This is a genomic window from Polaromonas sp. CG_9.11 (assembly GCF_015752225.1).
Classification (GTDB): Bacteria; Pseudomonadota; Gammaproteobacteria; order Burkholderiales; family Burkholderiaceae_C; genus Polaromonas.
Genome location: NZ_JADOVE010000018.1, coordinates 62,030 through 83,753, shown reverse-complemented (window position 1 = coordinate 83,753; position 21,724 = coordinate 62,030). Strand labels below are relative to the sequence as shown.

General features: G+C 63.5%; 17 protein-coding genes. 8 read left to right on the top strand and 9 right to left on the bottom strand.

All coding sequences use genetic code 11. From position 1 onward, the window contains the following. Positions 1 to 124 precede the first annotated feature (124 nt). From IWX85_RS15125 to IWX85_RS15100, 6 genes are all read right to left on the bottom strand, one after another. A complete protein-coding gene (locus IWX85_RS15125; RefSeq protein ID WP_196870279.1) occupies positions 125 to 3,100 on the bottom strand; it encodes a formate dehydrogenase subunit alpha in 2,976 nt (991 codons plus the stop codon). 45 nt (positions 3,101 to 3,145) lie between these two features. Beyond that, positions 3,146 to 3,394: a formate dehydrogenase gene (locus IWX85_RS15120; protein WP_370584302.1), complete on the bottom strand. Its 249-nt coding sequence runs from the start codon at positions 3,392 to 3,394 to the stop codon at positions 3,146 to 3,148. Positions 3,395 to 3,555: 161 nt separating this feature from the next. Continuing rightward, positions 3,556 to 4,170, bottom strand: a complete 615-nt coding sequence (locus IWX85_RS15115; RefSeq protein ID WP_036805515.1) for a molecular chaperone — start codon at positions 4,168 to 4,170, stop codon at positions 3,556 to 3,558. Positions 4,171 to 4,213: 43 nt separating this feature from the next. Next, positions 4,214 to 6,292, bottom strand: coding sequence for a 4Fe-4S binding protein (locus tag IWX85_RS15110; protein ID WP_196870278.1), 2,079 nt, complete (start codon positions 6,290 to 6,292; stop codon positions 4,214 to 4,216). After that, complete coding sequence (locus IWX85_RS15105; protein WP_196870277.1) at positions 6,255 to 6,986, bottom strand: DUF3306 domain-containing protein; 732 nt, start codon at positions 6,984 to 6,986, stop codon at positions 6,255 to 6,257. Before IWX85_RS15105 ends, IWX85_RS15110 begins: the two co-directional genes overlap by 38 nt. Beyond that, positions 6,979 to 7,572 carry a DUF3305 domain-containing protein gene (locus IWX85_RS15100; protein ID WP_231379809.1) on the bottom strand — a complete coding sequence of 198 codons (594 nt, stop codon included), beginning with the start codon at positions 7,570 to 7,572 and terminating at the stop codon, positions 6,979 to 6,981. Before IWX85_RS15100 ends, IWX85_RS15105 begins: the two co-directional genes overlap by 8 nt. A gap of 163 nt (positions 7,573 to 7,735) precedes the next feature. Between IWX85_RS15100 and IWX85_RS15095 the strand changes: the two genes are divergently transcribed. Continuing rightward, positions 7,736 to 8,233, top strand: a complete 498-nt coding sequence (locus IWX85_RS15095) for a C40 family peptidase (protein WP_196870276.1) — start codon at positions 7,736 to 7,738, stop codon at positions 8,231 to 8,233. 228 nt (positions 8,234 to 8,461) lie between these two features. On the opposite strand, the gene IWX85_RS15090 is transcribed toward IWX85_RS15095, so the two are convergent. Together IWX85_RS15090 and IWX85_RS15085 are read right to left on the bottom strand one after the other, a co-directional pair. Beyond that, the gene (locus IWX85_RS15090; RefSeq protein ID WP_036805524.1) at positions 8,462 to 9,505 is read right to left on the bottom strand and encodes a porin; all 1,044 of its coding nucleotides are present in this window, start codon (positions 9,503 to 9,505) and stop codon (positions 8,462 to 8,464) included. Positions 9,506 to 9,705: 200 nt separating this feature from the next. Continuing rightward, positions 9,706 to 11,121, bottom strand: a complete 1,416-nt coding sequence (locus IWX85_RS15085; RefSeq protein ID WP_196870275.1) for an aldehyde dehydrogenase (NADP(+)) — start codon at positions 11,119 to 11,121, stop codon at positions 9,706 to 9,708. Positions 11,122 to 11,336: 215 nt separating this feature from the next. On the opposite strand from IWX85_RS15085, the gene IWX85_RS15080 reads away from it, so the two are divergent. From IWX85_RS15080 to IWX85_RS15050, 7 genes are all read left to right on the top strand, one after another. Beyond that, positions 11,337 to 11,993 carry a GntR family transcriptional regulator gene (locus IWX85_RS15080; RefSeq protein ID WP_196870274.1) on the top strand — a complete coding sequence of 219 codons (657 nt, stop codon included), beginning with the start codon at positions 11,337 to 11,339 and terminating at the stop codon, positions 11,991 to 11,993. 71 nt (positions 11,994 to 12,064) lie between these two features. Further along, complete coding sequence (locus IWX85_RS15075; RefSeq protein ID WP_196870273.1) at positions 12,065 to 13,081, top strand: tripartite tricarboxylate transporter substrate binding protein; 1,017 nt, start codon at positions 12,065 to 12,067, stop codon at positions 13,079 to 13,081. A 75-nt stretch (positions 13,082 to 13,156) separates the two neighbouring features. Continuing rightward, positions 13,157 to 14,596 carry a glucuronate isomerase gene (gene uxaC / locus IWX85_RS15070; RefSeq protein WP_196870272.1) on the top strand — a complete coding sequence of 480 codons (1,440 nt, stop codon included), beginning with the start codon at positions 13,157 to 13,159 and terminating at the stop codon, positions 14,594 to 14,596. After that, positions 14,593 to 15,798, top strand: coding sequence for a mandelate racemase/muconate lactonizing enzyme family protein (locus tag IWX85_RS15065; RefSeq protein WP_196870271.1), 1,206 nt, complete (start codon positions 14,593 to 14,595; stop codon positions 15,796 to 15,798). The genes uxaC and IWX85_RS15065 overlap by 4 nt, the downstream gene beginning before the upstream one ends. Next, positions 15,795 to 16,532: a ribonuclease activity regulator RraA gene (locus IWX85_RS15060; RefSeq protein WP_196870270.1), complete on the top strand. Its 738-nt coding sequence runs from the start codon at positions 15,795 to 15,797 to the stop codon at positions 16,530 to 16,532. Before IWX85_RS15065 ends, IWX85_RS15060 begins: the two co-directional genes overlap by 4 nt. Position 16,533: 1 nt before the next feature. After that, positions 16,534 to 17,340 (top strand): NAD(P)-dependent oxidoreductase, encoded by an 807-nt coding sequence (locus IWX85_RS15055; protein WP_196870269.1) that lies wholly within the window; start codon positions 16,534 to 16,536, stop codon positions 17,338 to 17,340. A 137-nt stretch (positions 17,341 to 17,477) separates the two neighbouring features. Continuing rightward, positions 17,478 to 18,419, top strand: coding sequence for an SMP-30/gluconolactonase/LRE family protein (locus IWX85_RS15050; protein WP_196870268.1), 942 nt, complete (start codon positions 17,478 to 17,480; stop codon positions 18,417 to 18,419). 95 nt (positions 18,420 to 18,514) lie between these two features. On the opposite strand, the gene fdhF is transcribed toward IWX85_RS15050, so the two are convergent. After that, entirely contained in the window at positions 18,515 to 21,724 is a 3,210-nt protein-coding gene (gene fdhF, locus IWX85_RS15045; RefSeq protein WP_231379807.1) for a formate dehydrogenase subunit alpha, read from the bottom strand.

Genomic DNA, 21,724 nt, shown 5'->3' with positions numbered 1-21,724 from the left:
GCCATCTTCGGGGCGACCGCTCCGGCCCAGCAGTGGCCGCAGAACCGGCTTTGCCAGGCCGCAGGTGCAGTGGCGCCCTCAGGGGGCAGCGAACCGCCCAAAGTGGGAAGCGTGAGGACTGCGTTCATGCTCTTTCGACGTTGCAGACCGTCGTTTTTGATTCCTGCATCATCGTCACACTGTCGTAGCCATAGGTCGTTCCGGTGTTGATGGCCTCTCCGCGCACCACCGGCGCAGCGCCTGTGGGGTAGTAGGCCAGCATGTCGGCGCCCTGCCAGCGTCCCGAGAAATGGAAGGGCATGAACACAGTGTCAGGACCGACGCGCTCAGTAACCAGCGCCTGCACATTGAGGCGTGCACCGGTTGGCGTGCTGACCCAGGCGCGTTCACCATTGCGGATGCCTTTTTCGGCCGCCACCTTAGGGTTGATCTCGATGAACATTTCCTGCTGTAACTCGGCCAGCCAGGGGTTGGAACGGGTTTCCTCGCCGCCGCCTTCGTATTCGACCAGCCGACCCGACGTCATGATCAGCGGAAATTTCTCATGCACCTTGTCGGCGATGTTCTTGTCCTGCAGGGTTTTGTACAGTGTCGGCAGGCGCCAGAAGGTCTTCTTGTCATCATGCGTCGGGTACTTGGCCGCCAAGTCAGGCCGGGTGCCATAAAGCGGTTCCCGGTGCTGCGGAATCGCATCAGGGAAGTTCCACACCACGGCCCGGGCCTTGGCATTGCCAAAGGGATAGCAGCCATGGTTTTTCATGACCACGCGGATGATGCCACCCGACGAGTCGGTCTTCCAGTTCTTGCCTTCTGCCGCCGCTTTTTCAGGCTCGCTCAGTTCAGCCCACCATCCGAGCTTTTTCATCAGCAAATGGTCAAATTCGGGGTAGCCGGTAGTGATGTCGGCGCCCAGCGAATGCGAGCCGTCTTCGGCAAGCAGCGTCTTGCCTTCGCGCTCGACGCCGAAGTTGGCGCGGAAGTTGCCGCCGCCGTCCATGACATGCTTGGAAGTGTCGTACAGATTGGGTGAGCCGGGATGTTTCATCTCTGGCGTGCCCCAGCACGGCCACGGCAGACCGAAATAATCACCCGTGGTGTCATAACCCGATTGCTTGTCCTTGCCGCCCTTGGACTTGAGCGTCTTGACGTCAAACAGGTGCATGCTGCGCATGTGCGCCTTCAGGCGTTCGGGGCTCTGACCGGTGTAACCGATGGTCCAGCAGGACCTATTGATCTCACGCAGGATGTCCTCGGGCACGGGTTCATCCATGCCCTTGACTTGCTGCATCTTGAAGTTTTTCGACAACTCCTTGCCAAAGCCCAAGCGGTCGGCGAACTGCTGCATGATCATGTGGTCGCTGCGGCTTTCCCACAACGGCTCGATGACCTTCTCGCGCCACTGCACCGAGCGGTTCGAGGCGGTGCAGGAGCCGCTGGTTTCAAACTGTGTGGCGGCCGGGAGCAGGTAGACGGCGCGGTTCGGGTTCAGGTCTTCGGCCTTGCCCGGCATGGCGGCCATCGCGGCGGTGGCCGACGGGTACGGATCCACCACCACCAGCAGGTCGAGCTTGTCCATCGCCCGCTTCATCTCCAAGCCGCGAGTCTGCGAGTTCGGCGCGTGGCCCCAGTAGAAGACGCCGCGCAGGTTGGAATCCTGGTCGATGAATTCGTTTTTCTCCAGCACACCGTCAATCCAGCGGGACACGGTGATGCCCGGCTTTCCCATCATGGCGGGTGAAGCGTACTTGGCCTTGATCCAGTCGAAGTCCACACCCCACACCTTGGCGAAATGCTTCCACGAACCTTCAGCCAGACCGTAGTAACCGGGCAGCGAGTCGGGATTGGGTCCGACATCGGTGGCGCCCTGAACATTGTCATGGCCCCGGAAAATATTCGTACCGCCACCGGACTTGCCGACGTTGCCAAGCGCCAGTTGCAGGATGCACGATGCGCGAACGATGGCATTGCCGGTGGTGTGCTGTGTCTGCCCCATGCACCAGACGACCGTACTGGGCCGGTTCATGGCCATCATCTGGGCGGCCTTGAAAACCTGAGCTTCGGGGACACCGCAAGCCTCTTCCACCTTGTCGGGGGTCCACTTGGCCAGCACTTCTTCCCTGATCTTGTCCATTCCATAGACGCGATCATTGATGTACTTCGTGTCTTCCCAGCCGTTTTTAAAGATGTGATGAAGCATGCCGAACACGAAAGGAATGTCCGAACCGGAGCGAATGCGGATGTACTCGTCAGCTTTGGCCGCCGTTCGCGTGAAGCGCGGGTCGACCACGATCATCTTGCAGCCGGTTTCCTTGGCATGCAGCATGTGCAGCATGCTGACCGGATGGGCTTCGGCGGCATTCGAGCCAATGTACAACGCGCACTTGCTGTTTTGCATGTCGTTGTATGAATTGGTCATGGCTCCGTAGCCCCAGGTGTTGGCAACGCCGGCCACCGTGGTCGAGTGGCAGATGCGGGCTTGATGGTCGCAGTTATTGCTTCCCCAGAAACTCATCCACTTGCGCAGCAAATACGACTGCTCATTGTTGTGCTTGGAAGATCCAATCACATACAAGGAGTCCGGGCCACTTTCCTTGCGCAGCGCCAGCATGCGTGCAGTGATTTCATTGAGGGCCGTGTCCCAGCTGATGCGTTCGTACTTGCCGTTGACCAGCTTCATTGGGTAGCGCAGGCGGTATTCCCCATGACCGTGCTCGCGCAGCGCGGCACCCTTGGCGCAGTGCGCACCCAGATTGATGGGCGAATCGAATACAGCTTCCTGCCGCACCCAGACGCCGTTTTCAACGACGGCATCCACTGCGCAACCGACTGAGCAATGCGAGCAGATAGTGCGCTTGACTTCAATTTTGGAATTGCCGCCCGGTTCGCCGGGAGCCGCTGCGCTGGCTTTTTTAACCAGCGAAAGCTGGGTCGCCGCCAGCCCTACGCCAACGCCGAGGCCCGACCGCCGCAAGAACGAACGTCGGTCCATGGTGGGCAGAGCGTGGGACAGGCCGCGCGTCAGGCTTTGCACAAAGCGCGGTGAACCCGCACGGTGCGGTGTCAAGCCAGAAAGGCCGGGTGATTTTTTCGTGAGCAGCATGAAGCTCTCCATGAGAATTGAAGAACGAATATTCGGAAAGTGGAATCAGACGCGCGCGGTCTTGTAATAACGCTCGACATGCTCCGAGGCGCTGTAGCCGCCGCCTTTTTCAGGCGCCGGCTTGGGTGCCGCAACGGCGACTTCAGCAATCTGCACTCGCGGCAGCGCCATCACGGCAGCAGCGGCTGCGCCGGTGGCTGCTGCACCAAAAAAGAAACCCCTGCGTGAGGGTTTGGGATGGCTTTCCTGCATGCTTTGCTCCATGAAATTTTGGTGGTGTGTGACTATTTTCATAACTCTACTTTAGACGTGGGCGCACCACAATGGTTCACGTAAACACAACCCTGAAACTAAGGGAAAACCACGAAAAATTTGACGTTTTTTTAACGACGCGCCGGTTGGTGGAAACATTCATCATGTGGAAATGGCACTCAATGCACTGCAAGTAAAAGGCTTCAGTCCAGCATGTCAAAACCCTGCGTTTCAACGTTGATGAAGGCTTGCGTAAAGCCGCAAAGCGTACGGTAGAAACGCGCCTTAGGATGCAGCATGACCGCCTCGCACATCATGGAAAACCAGGGCTGCACATGGCGCGTAAAAAACGCCCGCTGGCGCGTCAGATTGGCCACTTCGACATCGTCGCCAGCGATCAGGTAACGCATGACTTCGCACAGGTACGCAGCATGGTCTTCGGTCTCGGACATGGCGCCGTCGCGCGCCAGGCCAAGGTCCGCCAGGTCGGTGCGCAGCGCTGCCAGCGGTTTTTCATTCAAGAAGCCGCTGAGGTAGTGGGAGCCGAAAAGATAGACCTCGGGCTTGCCCACGCCGCCGAACAGGGCGTCGTATTCACGGCGGGTGTCGGCCAGCGACTGTTCACGTGCAACGGCAATCAGTTCGCCCCAGGGGCTTTCAAGCAGCGCGCCGGCGGCCGGGGCTTCAGTCACGGCCACGCGCAGCCTGTCGTACAGGTCAGAAGTGGGCGCCGCATAGAGCAATGCGGCGAGCAGTCCGTAGACCTCGGCACGCGCGGTTTCTTCGTCGAGGGAGGCAGCGGTGAGTTGGGCTTGCATGGATCGTTGCCTGTGGGCTGGAGTTGGCTGGTGTGAACTGAAGTTAACGAATGTCGGAAATCTTGACTTCGTTGTCGGCCGAGTAAATGTCGATCACGCGGCAGTCGCTGCACATCTTTAAGCGGTTTGCCGCCGCACCCTGGAACATGGCATGGCCGGCCAGTTTGCCCAGCATGGACTCAATCGCCTTGAGCGTGCCGAACGGCTTGCTGCAGCGGATGCAGGCATAGGGCTGCATCTCGTTGATGACCACGGATTCCTTGCGCTGCGCAGTGAGCCTGAGCTGGGGCACCAGCGCTAGCGCATTTTCCGGGCAGGTCGTGACGCACAGGCCGCACTGCACGCAGTTCTTTTCAATGAACCGGAGCTGCGGGCGTTCGGCGTTGTCCTGCAGGGCGCTGGCCGGGCAAGCGCTGACACAGCTCAGGCACAGGGTGCAGGCTTCTTTGTTGATGGCCAGCGCGCCCAGCGGCGATGCGGCCGGCAGCGCAATCACTTCAACCTTGAGCAGCTTGACCGCTGTGACCATCGTGGCCGGCGCCTGCGCCATCAAATGGTCCAGCGCCAGCTCCAGCGTGGCGCGCTTGTCGGCCTGCACGGCAAAACCGGCAGGCTGGGCAACGCCCTGCGCGGGCATGGCCTGCAACTGGACATCAAGCGCCGCCAGATCGCGCGCATCTTTGGCCTCCAGCAAGCGGAAATGCTCGCCCGAAAAACCGAGTCCTGTGAGGATGGCCTGCGCCACGTCCATCTGCGCGCGCACGGCTTCACGGTACTGCGGCGCTTCCTCGCCCGTCATCAGCACCCACACCTGCGACGCGCCATATGCCACGCTGGAAAGCCACAGCTCCAGGCCGGTTGAGGCGGTGTGAAACAGCCCCAGCGGCATCACGCGCGCCGGCACGCCGCGAATCGCCGGGTCGAGCCGGGCCCTGCGGCCCAAATCGCCGAGCAGACGCGTGCCGGCCTCCTGGCTGTGCAACAGCAGCGCGGCGTGCTTGCCGCCAGCTTTGGCGTAAGTGGTCAGCAGCGTCTTGATTTTTGTGCCCTGCTCGGCAGGGCGCGGGTAGGCATAGGAAATGGCGCCGGTCGGGCAGACGGTGGTGCAGGCGCCGCAGCCGACGCACAGGTTGGGGTTCACCTTGATCTGCTGGCGATTTTTTTCGCTGCTGATGGCCGAGGCCGAACACACGTCGATGCAGGCGCTGCAGCCCACGGTGTTGTTGCGGCTGTGGGCGCACAGCTTTTGCTTGTAATTGAAGAACTTGGGCTTTTCAAATTCGCCCACCAGCGAACGCAGTTGCAGCAGCGTGCGGCTGTCCTGGCCATCCCAGCGGAAATAGCCTTGCGGCAGTGCATGCTGGGTAAAGGCCGGTGTGGCGCGCAGGTCGAGCACCAGATCGAATTTTTCGCTCAGTGCCTCAGGCTCGCGGCTGAAATCGATGGCGCCGGCGACGCCGCAAACCTTCACGCAGGCCCGGTGCGACTGGCACAGGTTCATGTCAATCTGGTAGTCAAAGCCGATGGCGCCTTCCGGGCAGGCCGACAGGCAGGCGTTGCAGCGGGTGCACAGGTCCAGGTCAATCGGGTTGCTGCGTGTCCAGTTCAGCTCGAAGGCGCCCAGCCAGCCGGTCAGTTGCCCGATCTGCCCGGCCAGCACTGGATAGCGCCGCTCTTGCAGGCCGCCTTTGCTGCCTGCGCCCAGGCTGAACAGCGTGACGTCGAGCGCATCCGAGACCAGTTCGGCGGCGCGCTCGGCCGCATCGAGTGGGCCGATGATGAGCAGGCGGCCGGCGCTCTTGTAGGTCACCGTCGGCACCGGTTCGGCATCAGGCAGATGGGCAAGCGCCAGCAAGGCGGCAATCTTGGCGCTGGCCTGCCCGGCGTCCTTGCTCCAACCACCGGTTTCCCGGATGTTGACAAACTTGATGACGGATGTGGCGCCTTCTGTCTGCTGCGCGAGTTCGGCGAACAGCCGGGTTTCCTGGGTGCAGGCGACGATGACGTCGTCACCGGACTGGACAGCCTTCTGGAAGGCGCCTGCTTCGCGCCGGCACAGCGTCGAATGCAGCGTCAGGTTTTCATCAAGTGCCGAGCCCAGCGCCAGGGGCTGAAGGGGCATGGTCTGGTTGCAGTCGCAGATGAGAGTGGGCATGGTCGTCGGGTTGGCTGGCGCCGTGGTCCTCGAAAGGCTCGGGCTGGCTGGGGAGTTCAGCGATTGGGGTTGTCGGACCGTGGATATCTGCGGAATCTGGGGAATTTGCGGACTGTGCCACGATTTCAGGCGTAGGGTTATTCAGCTCATCCGGTAACGACGAATTTACAGGAAATTGCACTTCAGCGGTTTCTTGGCCGTTATCATTATTTTCATCATCTTCGTTAAAAATTTTCAATAGCTTGGCGCCAACCATCTGTCGCAGCATGGAGTCCGGAATCGGGTCGGGGATGGAGTAATCGCCGATATAGATGTCGAGACCGTCCATCACGTTGTAGTGCGGGTCGGTGAAAAGTTTTTTCATGGCGGCATTGCGCACGTCGGCACCGACATTTCGGGCCATGAAGGGCTGGAAGTCGGAATCCTGGGTGAGTGCCTTCACATCGTCTAGCGACAGCAGCTTTTCGGACGCTTCTGCCGGCGGCGTCGCAGCCGCGGAGGCCTGGTCCGTACCAGTTACAAGCGCTGTAGGGAAAGCAACAGGGGCGATCGCTGGCGCGGCTTTCACCGGTGCGGCAGGCTCGGCCAGCGGCTTGCCCTGCAGCGCGTCGGTCTTGCGCTGCGACCAGCGGCCCAGGAATCCAGAGGGCGCTTCAGCCACGGCCACCTCCACCGCCGCCAAACTTCTTTTCAGTGCTCACGCGGGCCGGGCTGCCAAAGCGGTCGACCAGCGGCTTGAAGCTTTGCGGGCGCTGGCGGCGCTTGGCCTCCAGCACATGGTGTTCATCGACAAAATGCTGCATCCACTGCACCACGTCGGGCGGGGCCGGCACTTGTTCCACAGTTTCCTGGGCATCGAGCCAGCGGCCTGCATCGTGGTAGCTCAAGGTGACGATCTGCGGCACGGCAACCGGCTCTTCGGCCAGCGCCGCTTCTTCTTCCATGCGCCAGACGACCCAGAAACACGGCTGGGGCGTGGTGACATTGAGGTAGTAGCCTTCGGCATCGCCCCGGTGCAACTCCACCCGGAAGCCGGGATGCAGCCAGCGCTCCTCGCGCTCGTCCTTCAGCAGCAGGCGCGGTTGTTTGCCAAAGCTGACCTCATGCGGCACCACATCGGCCAGCATCCAGCGCCATGGCTGCCAGACGTTGTCGATGCGCTCGCGTCGCATGACCACGGCCACGTCCATGCACGGGCGGCGAAGGGCCTCATCGGTCTCGGGGGACTGCATCAGGAAATCAGACATGGCCGAAGTGTACGGGGCGCCTGATGCCCACTGGAATCAAAGTCTTTTGCCGGGCGAACGTCTGCGGTAGGATGCCAGCTCAACTCGCCTGCGTGCCGCAAACGGTTTCAGGCGATTCCGCTGGCGGACACACTGGCATGCTGTCATTTTGGCTGGAGACTCAATGGACCATCAGGCGTATTCCCGCAGGGGATGGGGCCATTGGCTGGGTTGCATGACGCTGCTGGCTGTCGCCGGCTGCGCCACCCAACCAGACCGCAGCCCGCGCACCCTGGATTCTTCCCGCACCGGGAGCGACATTGCAATGTTTGCGCTGTCGCTGCTGGACAGGCCTTACGTGTCGGGCGGACGCGGCCCGGCCACGGGTTTCGATTGCTCGGGACTGGTGTCGCACGTCTACCTTCAGGCCGCGGGCATTGCGCTGCGGGGAAGCGCAGCGTCGATGGCCAAAGCCGCGCGCCCGGTCAATACGGCCGACCTGATGGCTGGCGACCTGGTGTTTTTCAACACCCTGGGCTATTCCTTTTCACATGTCGGCATCTATGTGGGCGACGGGCGCTTCGTACATGCAAGCAATCCGCGCACCGGCGTGAGAACGGACAGGCTTGACAACAAGTATTACGCAGCCCGCTTTGAAGCGGCAAAGACAGTTCTGGGCTGAGCACGCGGTCCTACCCTGGCAGATACTACAAAATTAATAGCATGTTGTGCAGTCCGCCCTGCGCAAAAGACATTTTTAATCCTGAAAAATTGGTTATCTGGCCAACATGATGCGCTCTAACCTGCCCGAACAGAGGGCAGGCATATAGCCGCAGGTGGGCCATGCTTGAGGCCGCACTGTCGTTTGCCAAATGCATTTGGCAGCCATTGGGCGCACGCCGGCAGCAGGTCAGAACCGGTGAATCATACCGGCGCCGATCGTCGAGGTTTCGTTGGTGGTCGCGCCGCTGGCGTTCTTGGCGGTGGTGGTGCGCCAGCCGGCATACAGGCGCGAACGCTTGGAAAGATCGTAGGTGCCCAGCAAGGCCAGGCCGGTGCCCTTGTTGCCTGCGGCGCCGTTGACATGCCCTTTGGCGATGCCATAGCCCACGGCAACTGACGCAGCGCCAAACGGAATGTTCACGCCCAGCTGCCATTCATTGTCCTTGGCGCTGTCGCGCCGGGCAGTATTGACCGCGCCCACCACCTTGGCCACGCCGAAGTCATACGAGCCGCCCAGCAGGCTGTACTTCAAAGCAGGTGCACTGCCCTGCGGCTTTTGCTCCTGGAAACTGTAGCCGGCGACCAGCGGACCCTTTGCGTACTTGATGTTCAGGCTGGTGTTGCGTGCAGCTGACAGGTCAGGCGTCGTGGGGGTGGCCAGTGCCTTGTTTTCGCCAAAGCCCATCGCGACCTTGCCGCTGAAACCGATGAAAATCGGCGATTCGTAGCTGACCGAGTTGTCAAAGCGCCCCACATAGTTGGGCAGGCTGCCCAGGCCCCAGACCGTGCCGGTGGTCGAAAAAGCCGTTGCGTCGTACAGGTTGTTGGTCAGGCCCACGAATGAATGGAAAGGCGACACCTGGCGGCCCAGTTTCACATTGCCGAATCTGCCTGAAATGCCGACCCATGCCTGGCTACTGAACAGTTGCGGTGCCACCGCGGCCGGCACGGTGGTGACCTGCGTTGTTGCGCCATTGGTGATGTCGAACAGGCTTTCAAACTGGAACTCGGCCTTCAGGCCGCCACCCAGGTCTTCCGAGCCCCGCAGGCCCCAGCGGGAATTGGCCATGCCGTCGCTGTCAACCACCGTTCGTTTCAGTTTCGTGGCGCCGACGCCGCTCTGCTTCTGGCCGAAGTAGGCATCGGCAATGCCGTACAGCGTTACGGTCGATTGGGCCATAGAGGTGCCGCAAGTTATCAGGGCAGCCAGCGTGATCAAAGCAAGTTTCATTTTTGTCTCCAGGTTTCGAAAACAGTAAATGTAACTTTTAATTTTATATATTTTATAAAATGTTTTATATATTTTGATCTTTATCCAGCATGCAACGCCAAAAAGTTGGCCCATGCGCAACCGAAGAGCCCCGACCCCTGTCCAGGGCGTTTGCAAACCGGCCAGTGTCGGGACAGCTGCCGCAAGCCTGCGCAGTCAATTCACGCCGGCACGCCCTGGCGTTCCAACAGCCATCCAGGCGCGTCCTGTAATGCCACGGGCCGCAAAAAACGGTCGGATGCGGTGAAGCCAACCGAGGTGAACAGCGGCTGTGTCGAGGCAGGCCACGGACCGCCATGGTGTTGGGCCAGCGTGACGGCCACCCCGGTGGGCATGCCCTTGAACAGCACCCGGCCCGAGATGTTCTGGGCGACGCGGAAAATCTGACGATCCCGCGCCGTCCCGCCATCAGCGCCCAGGAGCGTGGTGGTGAGGGAGCCGCCAACGGCCTGCAGCGCGGCGCACAACTCGCCCAATGAAGCGGCCATCACGCACACGCACGATGCGCCGAACACTTCATGCCGCAGGGCCTTGTCGGCCATGAACGATGCAGCGCTGACTACCCCTACAAAGCCACGGCTCAGCCCTTGAGCCGGTGCGGCAGAAGTCAGCGCCCGAACGTCGGGATGCTGGCGAAGGGCCGACACCCCCTGCGCGTAGCCCTGTCCAATGCGCTCCGACAGCATCGGGTGCAGGCCGAGCTGATCGACTTCGGCGGCCAGCTTTTCAACAAACGCTCGGGCCTCGGCCGTGTCAAGCATCAGTACCAGGCCAGGGCTGGTGCAAAACTGCCCCGCGCCTTGGGTGATGGAAGCCGCCAGCGTCTTGGCAAGCGCATCGGCGCCGTTCCCAATGGCTTCGGGCAGCACGACCACCGGGTTGACGGAACCCAACTCGCCATAAAAAGCAATCGGCTGGCTGCGCGACTGCGCCTTCTGGCCCAGCGCCAGGCCGCCCGCCAGGGAACCGGTGAATGCAACCGCCTGGATGCCGGGATGGCCCACCAGTTCCAGCCCGGCCGCATGGCTGTCGATATCCAGATGGCCGACCAGGCCTGCAGGCAACTCCAGCCGGCGCAGAACCTCCTGCGCCAGCTGATGCACCCGGCGCGACAAGCCGATATGCGCCGGATGGCCCTTGACGACCACCGGGCAGCCAGCGGCCAGGGCAGAAGCCGTGTCACCGCCCAGCACCGAAAAAGCGAATGGAAAATTACTCGCGGAAAACATGGCCACCGGCCCGACCGGCACGCGAACCCGGAGCAGGTGCGGGCGGCCTGCGGGCGGCGGCCCAGCAATGGCTGCATCGTCGATGCGGCCGTAAAGCCCGCCATCACGCGCCAGTGACGCAAAGCCGCGCAGCTGAAAACAGGTGCGGTCGAGTTCTCCGTTCAGCCTTGCCATGCCCAGATGGGTTTCGCTATCGGCCAGGACAACGAGCGCAGCGCGGTCGTTCTCAAGCGCCTCGGCCAGGCCGTCGAGCAGCGCGGCGCGCCGCGTACCGTCGGAGGCCGCCCAGCTACCGGCAGCGTCGCAAGCCAAAGCAACGGCGGCATCGACTTCAGGATGAAGGTTCATGGCAATGGTTTTCCAAAAAAAGAGGTTGTGGGTTGAAAAAGGGAAAAATTGGATACAGCCAAGGACTGCCACATTCGGCGCAGGCCCTGCGCACGCAGTGCATGTCACGCTGCTTCAGCGGCACACAATTGGGCCGAGCCAAAGCCGCGAAAGACTTGATGTTAACAAACATTAAATATTTTATAAAATCTGTTTTTTTAGTTTAAAGTACCCTTATGCCTGCAATCAATACCCCCACCTACATGCGTTTGCGCGACCAGGTTCGCGTTGACATCGTTTCCGGCATCTGGCCCTTGGGCAGCCATGTGACGCTGGCGCAATTGGCCGAGCATTACCAGGTCAGCGCCAATCCGGTGCGCGAGGCACTGCTTCAGCTGCAGGGCGAAGGCGTCATTGCCATGCGCATGAACCGCGGCGCGGTGATTCCGCTGGTTGATGCGCGCTACATCGATAACCTGTACCGGCTGCGCGGTGCCATCCAGTCGATGCTGGTACGCGACGCGGCCCGCATGGCGATTCCCGATCAGGTCAACCGCATGATGGAACTGGCTTCCATTTATGAAACCGCGGCCCATTCCAATGACTCAGCCGCCTGCGTCGAGGCCAATCGCAACCTGCACCGGCATATCGACGTGATTGCCGACAACCCGCTGGCGGTCGATTTGCTGCAGGGCCGCTCCACGCTGGTCGATGCCTACCGCCGATCGGTCGGCTACGGCAGCGGCCGGCTGGCGCTGGTGGTGGAGCAGCACCGGAAAATCGTTCGCGCCATTGCCGCAGGCGACGAAGAAAAGGCGGCGCAGGCCATGCTGGAGCACACCGATTCATCCCGCCTTGACCTGCTCGCAACTTGCCGGGCGGTGCGCGGCTGAGCCCAAAACCTCGGACGCCTGCCCCCCCGGCGCGCATATTTTTTGAATTAGAAAAACTGGAGACCCATCACATGAAAAAAGCGCTTTTCCCTTCAAACCTTGCGCGACGACAGCTGCTCGCTGCCTGCGCCGCCGCGACGCTGCTCAATGCTGCGCCGCTCACCGTGCAGGCGCAGGCCGCCTACCCCAACCGTCCGATCCGCTTCATCGTCGGTTTTGCGCCGGGCGGTTCGGCCGACGTGGTGGCGCGTGCGGTGGCCCAGGAACTGGGCAAGGACCTGGGCCAGCCGGTGGTGGTTGACAACAAGCCAGGGGCGAGCGCCCACATTGCGACGCAGGCATTGCTCTCGGCGCCGGCTGATGGCTACACCATTCTTTTTGCCGGACTGACGCTTGCCACCAATCCGGCGCTGATGGCGTCGGTCGGATACAACCCTGAAAAAGACATCACCATGGTGTCGCAGATGACGGCCATGCCCATCGTGGTGTTCGTGCCTGGCAAGTCAGAGATCAACAGCCTGCAGGACCTGATTGCCGTGTCGAAAAAAACATCCGGAGGCCTTAACTTTGCCTCCGGCGGCACGGGCACCTCGTCCCATCTCGGCCCCGAGCTGTTCACCCGCACCGTGGGCATCAAGTACACCCATGTGCCCTACCGGGGCGGCGCGCCGGCGCTGCAGGGCCTGCTGGGCGGCGAAACTGATGCCATGTTCGACACGGCAGTCACGCCCTTGCACCGCGCCAATGTCGAGGCCGGCAAGATCAAGTTCATCGGCGTCATGCAGAAAGACCCGATTGCGAGCTATCCGTCGATCAAGCCGGCCGGCCAGCAGGGCATTGCGCCAGCCGCCTTCATGCGCAGCTGGCAGGGCGTGGCGGTGCGCACCGGGACGCCGCCGGAAATCGTCAACAAGCTGTATGCCAGCATCCAGGCGGCGCTGAAAAACAAGGACGTCATCGACCGCCTGGTCGGCGCCGGCACCGAGGTGCAGGCAAGCACCAACCCGGCTGAATTCCAGAAGCTGTACCGCGACGAGCTGGTGCGCTGGACGGCCTTGATCAAGACCGCAGGCATCAAGGCCGAATAAGCCTGGGACTCCATGGCATAAGGCAGCGGCGGCGGGCACTGCTGACGCCGCTGAAAAATCAAACGGAAACCTGTAGTGACTGACTATCTGTCCGACGACTTCCTGCTCTGCTCCCCAACGGCGCGCTCGCTCTACCATGAGCATGCGGCCGCGCTGCCGATCATCGACTTTCACAGCCATATCGATCCGCACAGCGTGGCCGATGACCGGGTGTTCAGCGATCTGGCCGGGTTGTGGATCAGCACCGATCCCTACAAATGGCGCGCCATGCGCATCAACGGCATTGCCGAGCACGCCATCACCGGCAGCGCGCCGGGCCGCGAAAAGTTCGACGCCTGGGCGCAGACCGTGCCTTACACCGTCGGCAACCCGCTGTTTCACTGGACCTCGCTCGAACTCAAGCGCTACTTCGGCATTGACGCGCTGCTGTCGCCAAAGACTGCCGAAGCCATCTGGACGGACTGCAACCGCCAGTTGCCGCAGCCGCGGCTGTCGGCGCAGGGCCTGCTGAAACAAGCGAATGTCGAGCTGCTCTGCACCTCCGACGACCTGCTGGACTCGCTGGCCCCGCACCGGCAGATGCAGGCCAAAGGCGGCGCGCTGAAAATGCTGCCGTCGCTGCGGGCCGACCGCATCGTCGCCGTGGATGCGCCGGGCTTCAAGGCGTTTTGCAGCGCCCTGGAAACCGCCAGCGGCCTGCGTATCGACGGACTGGAAGCCTTCAAGGCGGCCATCGGCGTGCGGCTGGAGGTGTTCCAGTCGCTGGGCTGCTGCGTGGCCGATGTCGGGCTGGACCAGCCGGTGTTTGAACCGGCCCAGGATGGCGTGGTCGCAGGCATTTTCGACCGGCTGATGGCCGGCAGCGTCTTGGCGCCGCTGGAAGTGCGGCAACTCAAGACCGCCCTGCTGCTGCACCTGGGCGGCGAGTACCACCGCCGCCACTGGGTCATGCAGCTGCACATCGGCGCGCAGCGCACCACCAGCCAGCGCCTGCGCGACCTGACCGGCGGTGCGGGCGGCTACGCCTGCATTGGCAGCTCGTCCGATGTGGCGCTGGTTTGCGGCCTGCTGAACCAGCTCGAAAGCCGGGACGCGCTGCCCCGCACGATTCTCTTTACCCTGAACCCGTCGGATGCCGACATGTTCGCCTCGGTGACCGGCTCGTTCACCGGCGAAGGCATTCCGGGCAAGGTCCAGCTCGGGCCGGCCTGGTGGTTCAACGACAACCGCGACGGCATGGTGCGCCAGCTCAAAACCCTGGGCAACATGGGCCTGCTCGGCAGGCACATCGGCATGACGACCGACTCGCGCAGCCTGCTGTCGTATTCGCGGCACGAGTATTACCGGCGCATTCTGTGCAACCTGGTGGGCGAATGGGTAGAGGCGGGCGAGTTGCCGCGCAACCCGGATTTCCTGCAGACCTTCATCCAGGACCTCTGCTATTTCAATGCCCGCCGCTGGCTGCGCCCCGACGCGGATTCAGGTCTTCAACAACGCATCCAAGGAACTCCATGAAAATCACCGCCATCAAAGGTCACCTGATGCAGGCCGGCGCGCCGGGCCACACGGGCTGGTCGGCCACTGGCAAGAGCGCCCTGGCGACCGGCCGCAACTGGTTTTTTGTCACCCTCGAAACCGATGCTGGCCTGGTCGGCACCGGCGAAGGCTCGGGCTGGCCGCGTGTCGTCGCCGCTGCCGTCGAAGACCTCAGCCGCCTGCTGATCGGCGAAACCGTGCGCGATGTCGAGCGCATCGGGCAAAAAATCCGCGTCGCCCTGATGGGGCACGGCCAGACCGGCGTGGTCGGCATGGGCGCGCTGGCCGCCATTGACATGGCGCTGTGGGACCTGAACGCGCAGGGGCTGGGCGTGCCGGTGTCCGCGCTGCTGGGCGGCACCACCCGGGCCTCGGTGCCTTATTACGTGCATGCCGCCAGTGTGGAAACCGCCCAAGCCGCCGTGGCTGATGGCGTGCGGGCGCTCAAGGTTGGCGGCACCAAGGACATCGTGGAACGCGCCTTTGCGATTCGCGCTGCGGTGGGCGACGACATCGACCTGATGGTGGACCTGCATGGCCCGCCATGGCTGACCACCGGGGATGCGGTGGCCATTGGCCGCGAACTGGAGCCCCTGCATTTGTTGTTCCTTGAAGAAGCCGTCGCGCCCGACGACATCGCCGGCTGGAAGCGGATGCGCGACAAGGTGGCGCTGCCGCTGGCGGGCGGAGAGCGCCTGGCCACGCTGGCCGAGATGCGGCCTTTCCTGGAAAACGGCCTGTTCGATGTGGTGCAGCCCGATACCGGCCGCTTCGGCGGGCTGACGCAGATGAAAAAGCTCGCCGCCATGGCCGAGGCGTGCGGCATCATGGTCGCACCGCATTCCGGCTCCTTGGGCCCGGTGGCCGAGTTCGCCGCCACCCACTTGTTGTCGGCGATTCCCAACGGCCTGATCCTGGAGCGGCTGGAACCCGACTGGGCCGGGCGCGCCCGAACCATCAACACCGCCCTGGCCGCCAGCAACGGCCTGATCGAGGTACCGCAAGGTGCCGGGCTGGGCGTCACGCTCGATCTGGATTTTGTCGCCAGCCACCCGAGCGAGAAAAACATCGCGATTGCCACCGGCGGCTGGAACGCCGGCACCGAAAACCAGACCGTACTCACCCAGGCACGCCGTCCGCGCGCCCCCCAATTTCTAACCCGGAAGACGCCAACCCCATGAACGACACCACCCGAGCCCGCCTGATGCGGGTGTCCACCGCCACCCTGACCACCGTGCTGTTCAAGCGCGGCTTTCACAACACCTTTCTCCAGCAGGTTCGCCCGGCGGGCGGCGCCAAGGCCAACATGGTCGGCGCGGCCTACACCCTGCGCTACATTCCGGCGCGCGAAGACCTCGACGGCATCAACGCCTTCAACGACCGCAGCCACCCGCAGCGCGTGGCGGTGGAAGAGTGCCCCGCCGGCCAGGTGCTGGTGATGGACAGCCGGGGCGACCCGAGCGCGGCCTCCAGCGGCGGCCTGCTGCTGACGCGGCTGTGGAAGCGCGGCGTGGCCGGCGTGGTCACCGACGGCGGCTTTCGGGACACCCCGGAAATCGCCTTGATGGACTTTGCGGCCTACCACCAGCGGCCGTCGGCACCGACCAACCTCATCAGGCACCATGCCATGGACCTGCAGTTGCCGATTGCCTGCGGCGGCGTCGCGGTGTACCCCGGCGATGTCATGGTGGGCGATGCCGAAGGCGTGGTCTGCATTGCGTCGAACATTGCCGATGCGGTGGCGGTGGAAGCCTATGACCAGACCCTGTATGAAGACTGGGTGGCCAAGCGGATTGAAGAAGGCGCGGGCCTGTTTGGCGTGTACCCGATGACCGATGCGTCGGAGCAGGCGGCCTTTGCCGTCTGGCGCGGCGAGCAGGCTGCGCACTACCCACTGGCAACCGGGCTGAACTGACATGGCGCTGATCGACTGCATCGTGCTGACAGGCGCGGCGGGCCGGCTGGGCCGGTCGTTGCGCCCTGCCCTGGCCGCCAGCTGCAGGGAGTTGCGGGTGCTCGACCAGTCGCCGCTGGCGGCCGGGCAGGCCAATGAAACCGCCTTACAGCTCGACCTGAACGACCAGGCCGCCTTGGCAAGCGCCCTGGCCGGCGCCTCTGCCGTGGTGCATTTCGCCGGTTACCCACGGGAAGCCGACTGGCCAACGCTGCTGGCCGCCAACGTGGCCGGCGTTGCCTCGCTGTGGGAAGCGGCCCGCACAGCCGGGGTGCAGCGCATCATTTATGCCGGCTCCAACCATTCGGTGGGCATGTACCCGCGCAGTGAAAAGCTGTCGCAGGGTGCGCTGCCCGGCCCCGATTCGCGCTACGGCGTGACCAAGGTGTTCATGGAAGCCGTCGCCAGCCTGTATGCCGCCAAGCACGGCCTGCGCGGTTTTGGCATCCGCATCGGCCACTGCGCGCCGCAGCCGTCGGACGCCCGCATGCTGTCGCACTGGATTCATCCCGAAGACCTGTCGGCGCTGGTGCAGGTCGGCCTGCGGGCCGAGTATGAAAACGAATACGTGTACGGCGTGTCCAACAACAGCCGCTCCTGGTGGTCCAACGACCGGGCCGAAGCACTGGGCTACCGGCCCGCGCACAGCGCAGATGCGTTCATCGACAGCCTGCAGGCGCAGACCAGCGCCAGCCCGGTGGCCGAGCATTTCCAGGGCGGCTCGTTCGCGGCGGCGGAATTCGACAACCCACGCTTTCGTGCGGACTGACATCTGGCACCGGAATGCGTACCAAGGCTGATTTGCTATTTAATTCATAGCTACCAGCGCATTACCCACAAGCGCCATGGACCAACTTGGTGCTTGAAAGTTATTTTTATTCAAACGAATGCACGCTGAAAATACCCATGGCCCCTAAAAGCATTCATGTCGAAGTTCGGCAGGAAACCATCACGCGCACCGCCCTGCCCGCGCCTTACCTGGGCATGCATGCCTGGGGCGTTCGCAACCAGGTCGGTGAATCGCCGGTATGGGATGACGAAACCCGGCGGTTGCTGTGGATCGACGTGCGTGCGCCCGCCGTGCTCGGACTTGACCCGTCCAGTGGCGCGCTGACGCGCTGGAGGCTGCCGGAAGTGGTGGGCGCCCTGGGCCTGGCCGGTAGGAACCGGGTGGTGCTGGCGCTCAAAGCACATCTTGCGATGCTCGACCTGGCGAGCGGCGAGCTGCGCAGCATTGCCGTGGTGCAGGAGGAGCCCCCGCACAATCGCCTGAATGAAGGCAAGGTGTCGCCAAGCGGCCGCTGGTTTGTATTTGGCTCCATGGACGACCGGGCCGGCGCCAAGCTGCCGACCGGCGCGCTGTACCGGGCCGAAGCGAACGGCTCGGTGAGCCGTCTTTTTGAAGGATTGACGATTGCCAACGGCATTGCCTGGACGCCCGACGGCCAGTGGCTCTGTTTCTCTGACAGCCATGCCGGCACCGTCTGGCGGGCGCCGTGGGATGAAAAAATGGGCCGAATGGGCGCGCCGGCGGTTTTCACCACGTCTGACGAGGCGGCAGGCCGGCCCGACGGCGCGCTGATGGACCGGGCGGGCCACTATTTTTCAGCCGGCGTTTCCGCTGGCTGCCTGAACCAGTTCAACGCTGCTGGTGAGCTGGTGCACAAGCTGACCTTGCCGCTCAGGGCGCCGACCATGCCCTGCCTGGGCGGCGCCAGGCTTTCACGCCTGTTCATCACCTCGCTGGTGCGCCCTGGCTGGACGGCGCCCGGCGGCTTCGATGGTGCGCTGATCGAGATGGACGCGCCTTGCAGCGCCCTGCCCGCCGTCCGATGGAACCGTGCCTAGCGCGACATCACCTGGGCGGGCAACTGCTGCGCCCCAGCCGCCTGAACGCTACTGAATTCATAGCTGCTGGCGCATGTTTTGCCTGCGGTACAGGCCTATTTGGCACTTGAAATCTGATCCACCGGCGCGCCGGTACGGCCGCTGCCATAACCCGCCGCCACGGCAGCCGCGCCGCCGGGCCGCACCGCCACCGCGCAGTACTTGAACTCCGGGATTTTCCCGAACGGGTCGAGTGCCGCATTGGTCATCAGGTTGGCCGCCGCCTCGTAATAGGCAAAAGGGATGAACACCGCGCCTGGCGGCGTGCCATCGTCGCGGCGCACATGAATGGCGACGCTGCCCCGGCGCGACTGCACGGTGGCCACATCGCCCGGCGCCAGCCCCAGCGCCAGCAGGTCGGCGCCGCACAGCGAAGCCGTCGCCATCGGCTCGATGGCGTCAAGCACTTCCGAGCGCCGCGTCATGCTGCCGGTGTGCCAGTGCTCCAGCTGGCGGCCGGTGATCAGCACAAAGGGAAAGTCGGCATCGGGCCGCTCGTTGGCCGGAATGATGTCGGCCGGCACCAGGTGCACGCGGCCGTCGTCGGTGTCGAATCGGTCGATAAACACAATCGGTGCGCCAGGATCATTGGCGTTCAGGCACGGGTAGGTCACGCTCGATTCGCGCTGCAGGCGCTCCCAGGTGATGCCGGCAATCGCGCTGTGCATGGCGCGCCGCATCTCCTCGTACACCGCCGCCACGCCGTGGTGCTCGCCTGCGTAATCCCAGTCCAGCCCCATGCCGGCGGCAATCTGCTGGACGATCCACAGGTCGGGCCGGGCGTCGCCAGGCGGGTCAATGGCCTGCCGGCCGAGCTGCACCATGCGGTCGGTATTGGTGACGCTGCCGGTTTTTTCGGGCCAGGCGCTGGCGGGCAGCACCACGTCGGCCAGCCACGCCGTTTCGGTCATGAAAATGTCCTGCACCACCAGGTGTTCCAGGCTGGCCAGCGCGTGCCGCGCATGGTTCAGGTCGGGGTCGCTCATGGCGGGGTTCTCGCCCGAGATGTACATGCCGCGAACCTTGTGCGGGTCACGCTCCGGCGCGAGGATCTTGTGCATGATCTCGACCACGGTGTAGCCGGGCTGGTCATCGAGCTTCATGCCCCAGAAGTTCTCGAACCAGTCGTGCGCCGACTTGTTGTTCACGCGCTGGTAGTTCGGGAACATCATCGGGATCAGCCCCGCGTCGCTCGCGCCCTGCACGTTGTTCTGGCCGCGCAGCGGATGCAGGCCCGAGCCGGGCTTGCCGATCTGGCCGGTCACGCTGCACAGCGCAATCAGGCAGCGCGCGTTGTCGGTGCCGTGGACATGCTGGCTCACACCCATGCCCCACAGGATCATCGCGCCCTTGGCCCGGGCGAATTCCCGGGCCACCTCGCGCAGCATTTGGGCCGGAATGCCGCAGATCGGCGCCATCGCTTCCGGGCTGTAGCCCTGCACATTGGCGCGCAGCGCTTCGTAGTTGCTGGCGCGTTCCTCGATGAAAGCCATGTCCGTCAGCCCCTCGTCGATGACGGTGTAGATCAGGGCATTGAGCATCGCCACATCGGTGTCGGCCTTGAACTGCAGCGTGCGCCAGGCATGCCGGCCAATGTCGGTGATGCGCGGGTCGGCCAGCACGATTTTTGCGCCCCGCCTGGCGGCGTTCTTCATCCATGTTGCCGCGACCGGGTGGTTGGCCGTCGGGTTGGAGCCGATGATGAAAATCAAACCCGCGTTTTCCACGTCATGCACCTGGTTGCTGACCGCCGCCGATCCGACACCCTCCAGCAGCGCCGCCACGCTGGACGCATGGCACAGCCGGGTGCAGTGGTCCACGTTGTTGCTGCCAAAGCCGGTGCGCACGAGTTTCTGGAACAGATAGGCTTCCTCGTTGCTGCCCTTGGCCGAGCCAAAACCGGCCAGCGACTTCTTGCCTTTGGTGTCGCGCAGATGTTTGAGCGCACCGGTGGACAGCGCCAGCGCTTCCTCCCAGGTCGCTTCGCGGAACACCTCGGACCAGTCGGCGCTGTCGCGGTTGAGCGTCTGCAGCGCTGCAGGATCTTTGGCGACACCGGCCTTGCGGATCAGCGGCACGGTCAGGCGCTGCGGGCTGTGCGCATAGTCAAAGCCGAAGCGGCCCTTGACGCACAGCCGCGACTGGTTGGCCGGGCCGTCGCGCCCCTCGACACTGACTATTTTGTTGTCTTTCACGTTGTAGGTCAGCAGGCAGCCGACGCCGCAGAACGGGCAGACCGAATCGACCTTTTTGTCGACGATTTGCGAGCCGACCTGCGTCTTGGGCATGAGCGCGCCGGTCGGGCAGGCCTGCACGCATTCGCCGCAGGCCACGCAGCTGCTATCACCCATCGGGTCGTCCAGGTCAAAGACGATGCGGCTGTCGGCGCCGCGCAGCGCAAAGCCGATCACGTCGTTCACCTGTTCCTCGCGGCAAGCGCGCACGCAGCGGTTGCACTGGATGCACGCGCCAAGGTTCACCGCCATGGCGGGGTGGGACAGGTCGGCAGCGGGCTGTTCCCGGCGCAGGGCCTGGAGTTCGGGGCGCACGGTGACACCCATGCGCGCGGCCCAGTCGCTGAGTTCGCCGTGCTGGCCGGGGGCGGGGCCGGGGCCGGGGCCGGGGAGGCCCTCACCCCTGCCCTCTCCCAGAGGGAGAGGGAGTAAAGCGGAAACCGGCACGGTTGTTGTTCGTATTGCAGCTATTGCTCCCTCTTCTATTGCGAGAGGGAGTAAAGCGGGAACGGGTACGGCTGTTGTTGCGTCTCCCCTTGGGCGAGGGAAAAAAACGGGAAGGGGTGCAGCTGTTGTTCCCTCTTTCCTTGGGAAAGGGACCAAAGCGGGAGCGGGTGCGGCTGTTGTTCCCTCTTCCCCTGGGAGAGGGCCAGGGTGAGGGCTCACCGACTTCGCATCGTTCCACTTGTAACCCGTGTCCGGCAGGTCCGACAGCAGCAATTCCAGCACCATCTTCTGGCTTTTCAGCGCCCGCTCGCTTTGCGACTGAACCGCCATGCCCGCGGTCACGCTGCGGCAGCAGCTTGGCGCCAGCGTGCGCTCGCCCGCGATCTCGACCACGCAGGCGCGGCAGTTGCCGTCGGGACGCAGGCCGTCCTGGTAGCACAGGCGCGGAATGTTCACGCCGTGGCGCTCGGCGGCCTTGAGGATGGTTTCGCCCTGGAAGGCGTGAATGGTCTGATGGTCAAGCGTGAAGGCGACAGTGGGCAGCGCGGCTTCGGCAGCTTTGGCGGTTTGGGCGCGTGCGTTCAT

Bases quoted from the DNA above. Each gene is read 5' to 3' on its own strand.
- IWX85_RS15075 (WP_196870273.1), top strand. From the start codon at position 12,065: ATGAAAAAAGCGCTTTTCCCTTCAAACCTTGCGCGACGACAGCTGCTC.
- IWX85_RS15100 (WP_231379809.1), bottom strand. From the start codon at position 7,572: ATGTCTGATTTCCTGATGCAGTCCCCCGAGACCGATGAGGCCCTTCGC.
- IWX85_RS15065 (WP_196870271.1), top strand. From the start codon at position 14,593: ATGAAAATCACCGCCATCAAAGGTCACCTGATGCAGGCCGGCGCGCCG.
- IWX85_RS15110 (WP_196870278.1), bottom strand. From the start codon at position 6,292: ATGCCCCTTCAGCCCCTGGCGCTGGGCTCGGCACTTGATGAAAACCTG.
- IWX85_RS15120 (WP_370584302.1), bottom strand. From the start codon at position 3,394: ATGAAAATAGTCACACACCACCAAAATTTCATGGAGCAAAGCATGCAG.
- IWX85_RS15125 (WP_196870279.1), bottom strand. From the start codon at position 3,100: ATGCTGCTCACGAAAAAATCACCCGGCCTTTCTGGCTTGACACCGCAC.
- IWX85_RS15085 (WP_196870275.1), bottom strand. From the start codon at position 11,121: ATGAACCTTCATCCTGAAGTCGATGCCGCCGTTGCTTTGGCTTGCGAC.
- IWX85_RS15095 (WP_196870276.1), top strand. From the start codon at position 7,736: ATGGACCATCAGGCGTATTCCCGCAGGGGATGGGGCCATTGGCTGGGT.
- IWX85_RS15080 (WP_196870274.1), top strand. From the start codon at position 11,337: ATGCCTGCAATCAATACCCCCACCTACATGCGTTTGCGCGACCAGGTT.
- IWX85_RS15115 (WP_036805515.1), bottom strand. From the start codon at position 4,170: ATGCAAGCCCAACTCACCGCTGCCTCCCTCGACGAAGAAACCGCGCGT.
- IWX85_RS15050 (WP_196870268.1), top strand. From the start codon at position 17,478: ATGGCCCCTAAAAGCATTCATGTCGAAGTTCGGCAGGAAACCATCACG.
- IWX85_RS15060 (WP_196870270.1), top strand. From the start codon at position 15,795: ATGAACGACACCACCCGAGCCCGCCTGATGCGGGTGTCCACCGCCACC.
- IWX85_RS15090 (WP_036805524.1), bottom strand. From the start codon at position 9,505: ATGAAACTTGCTTTGATCACGCTGGCTGCCCTGATAACTTGCGGCACC.
- fdhF (WP_231379807.1), bottom strand. From the start codon at position 21,724: ATGAACGCACGCGCCCAAACCGCCAAAGCTGCCGAAGCCGCGCTGCCC.
- IWX85_RS15055 (WP_196870269.1), top strand. From the start codon at position 16,534: ATGGCGCTGATCGACTGCATCGTGCTGACAGGCGCGGCGGGCCGGCTG.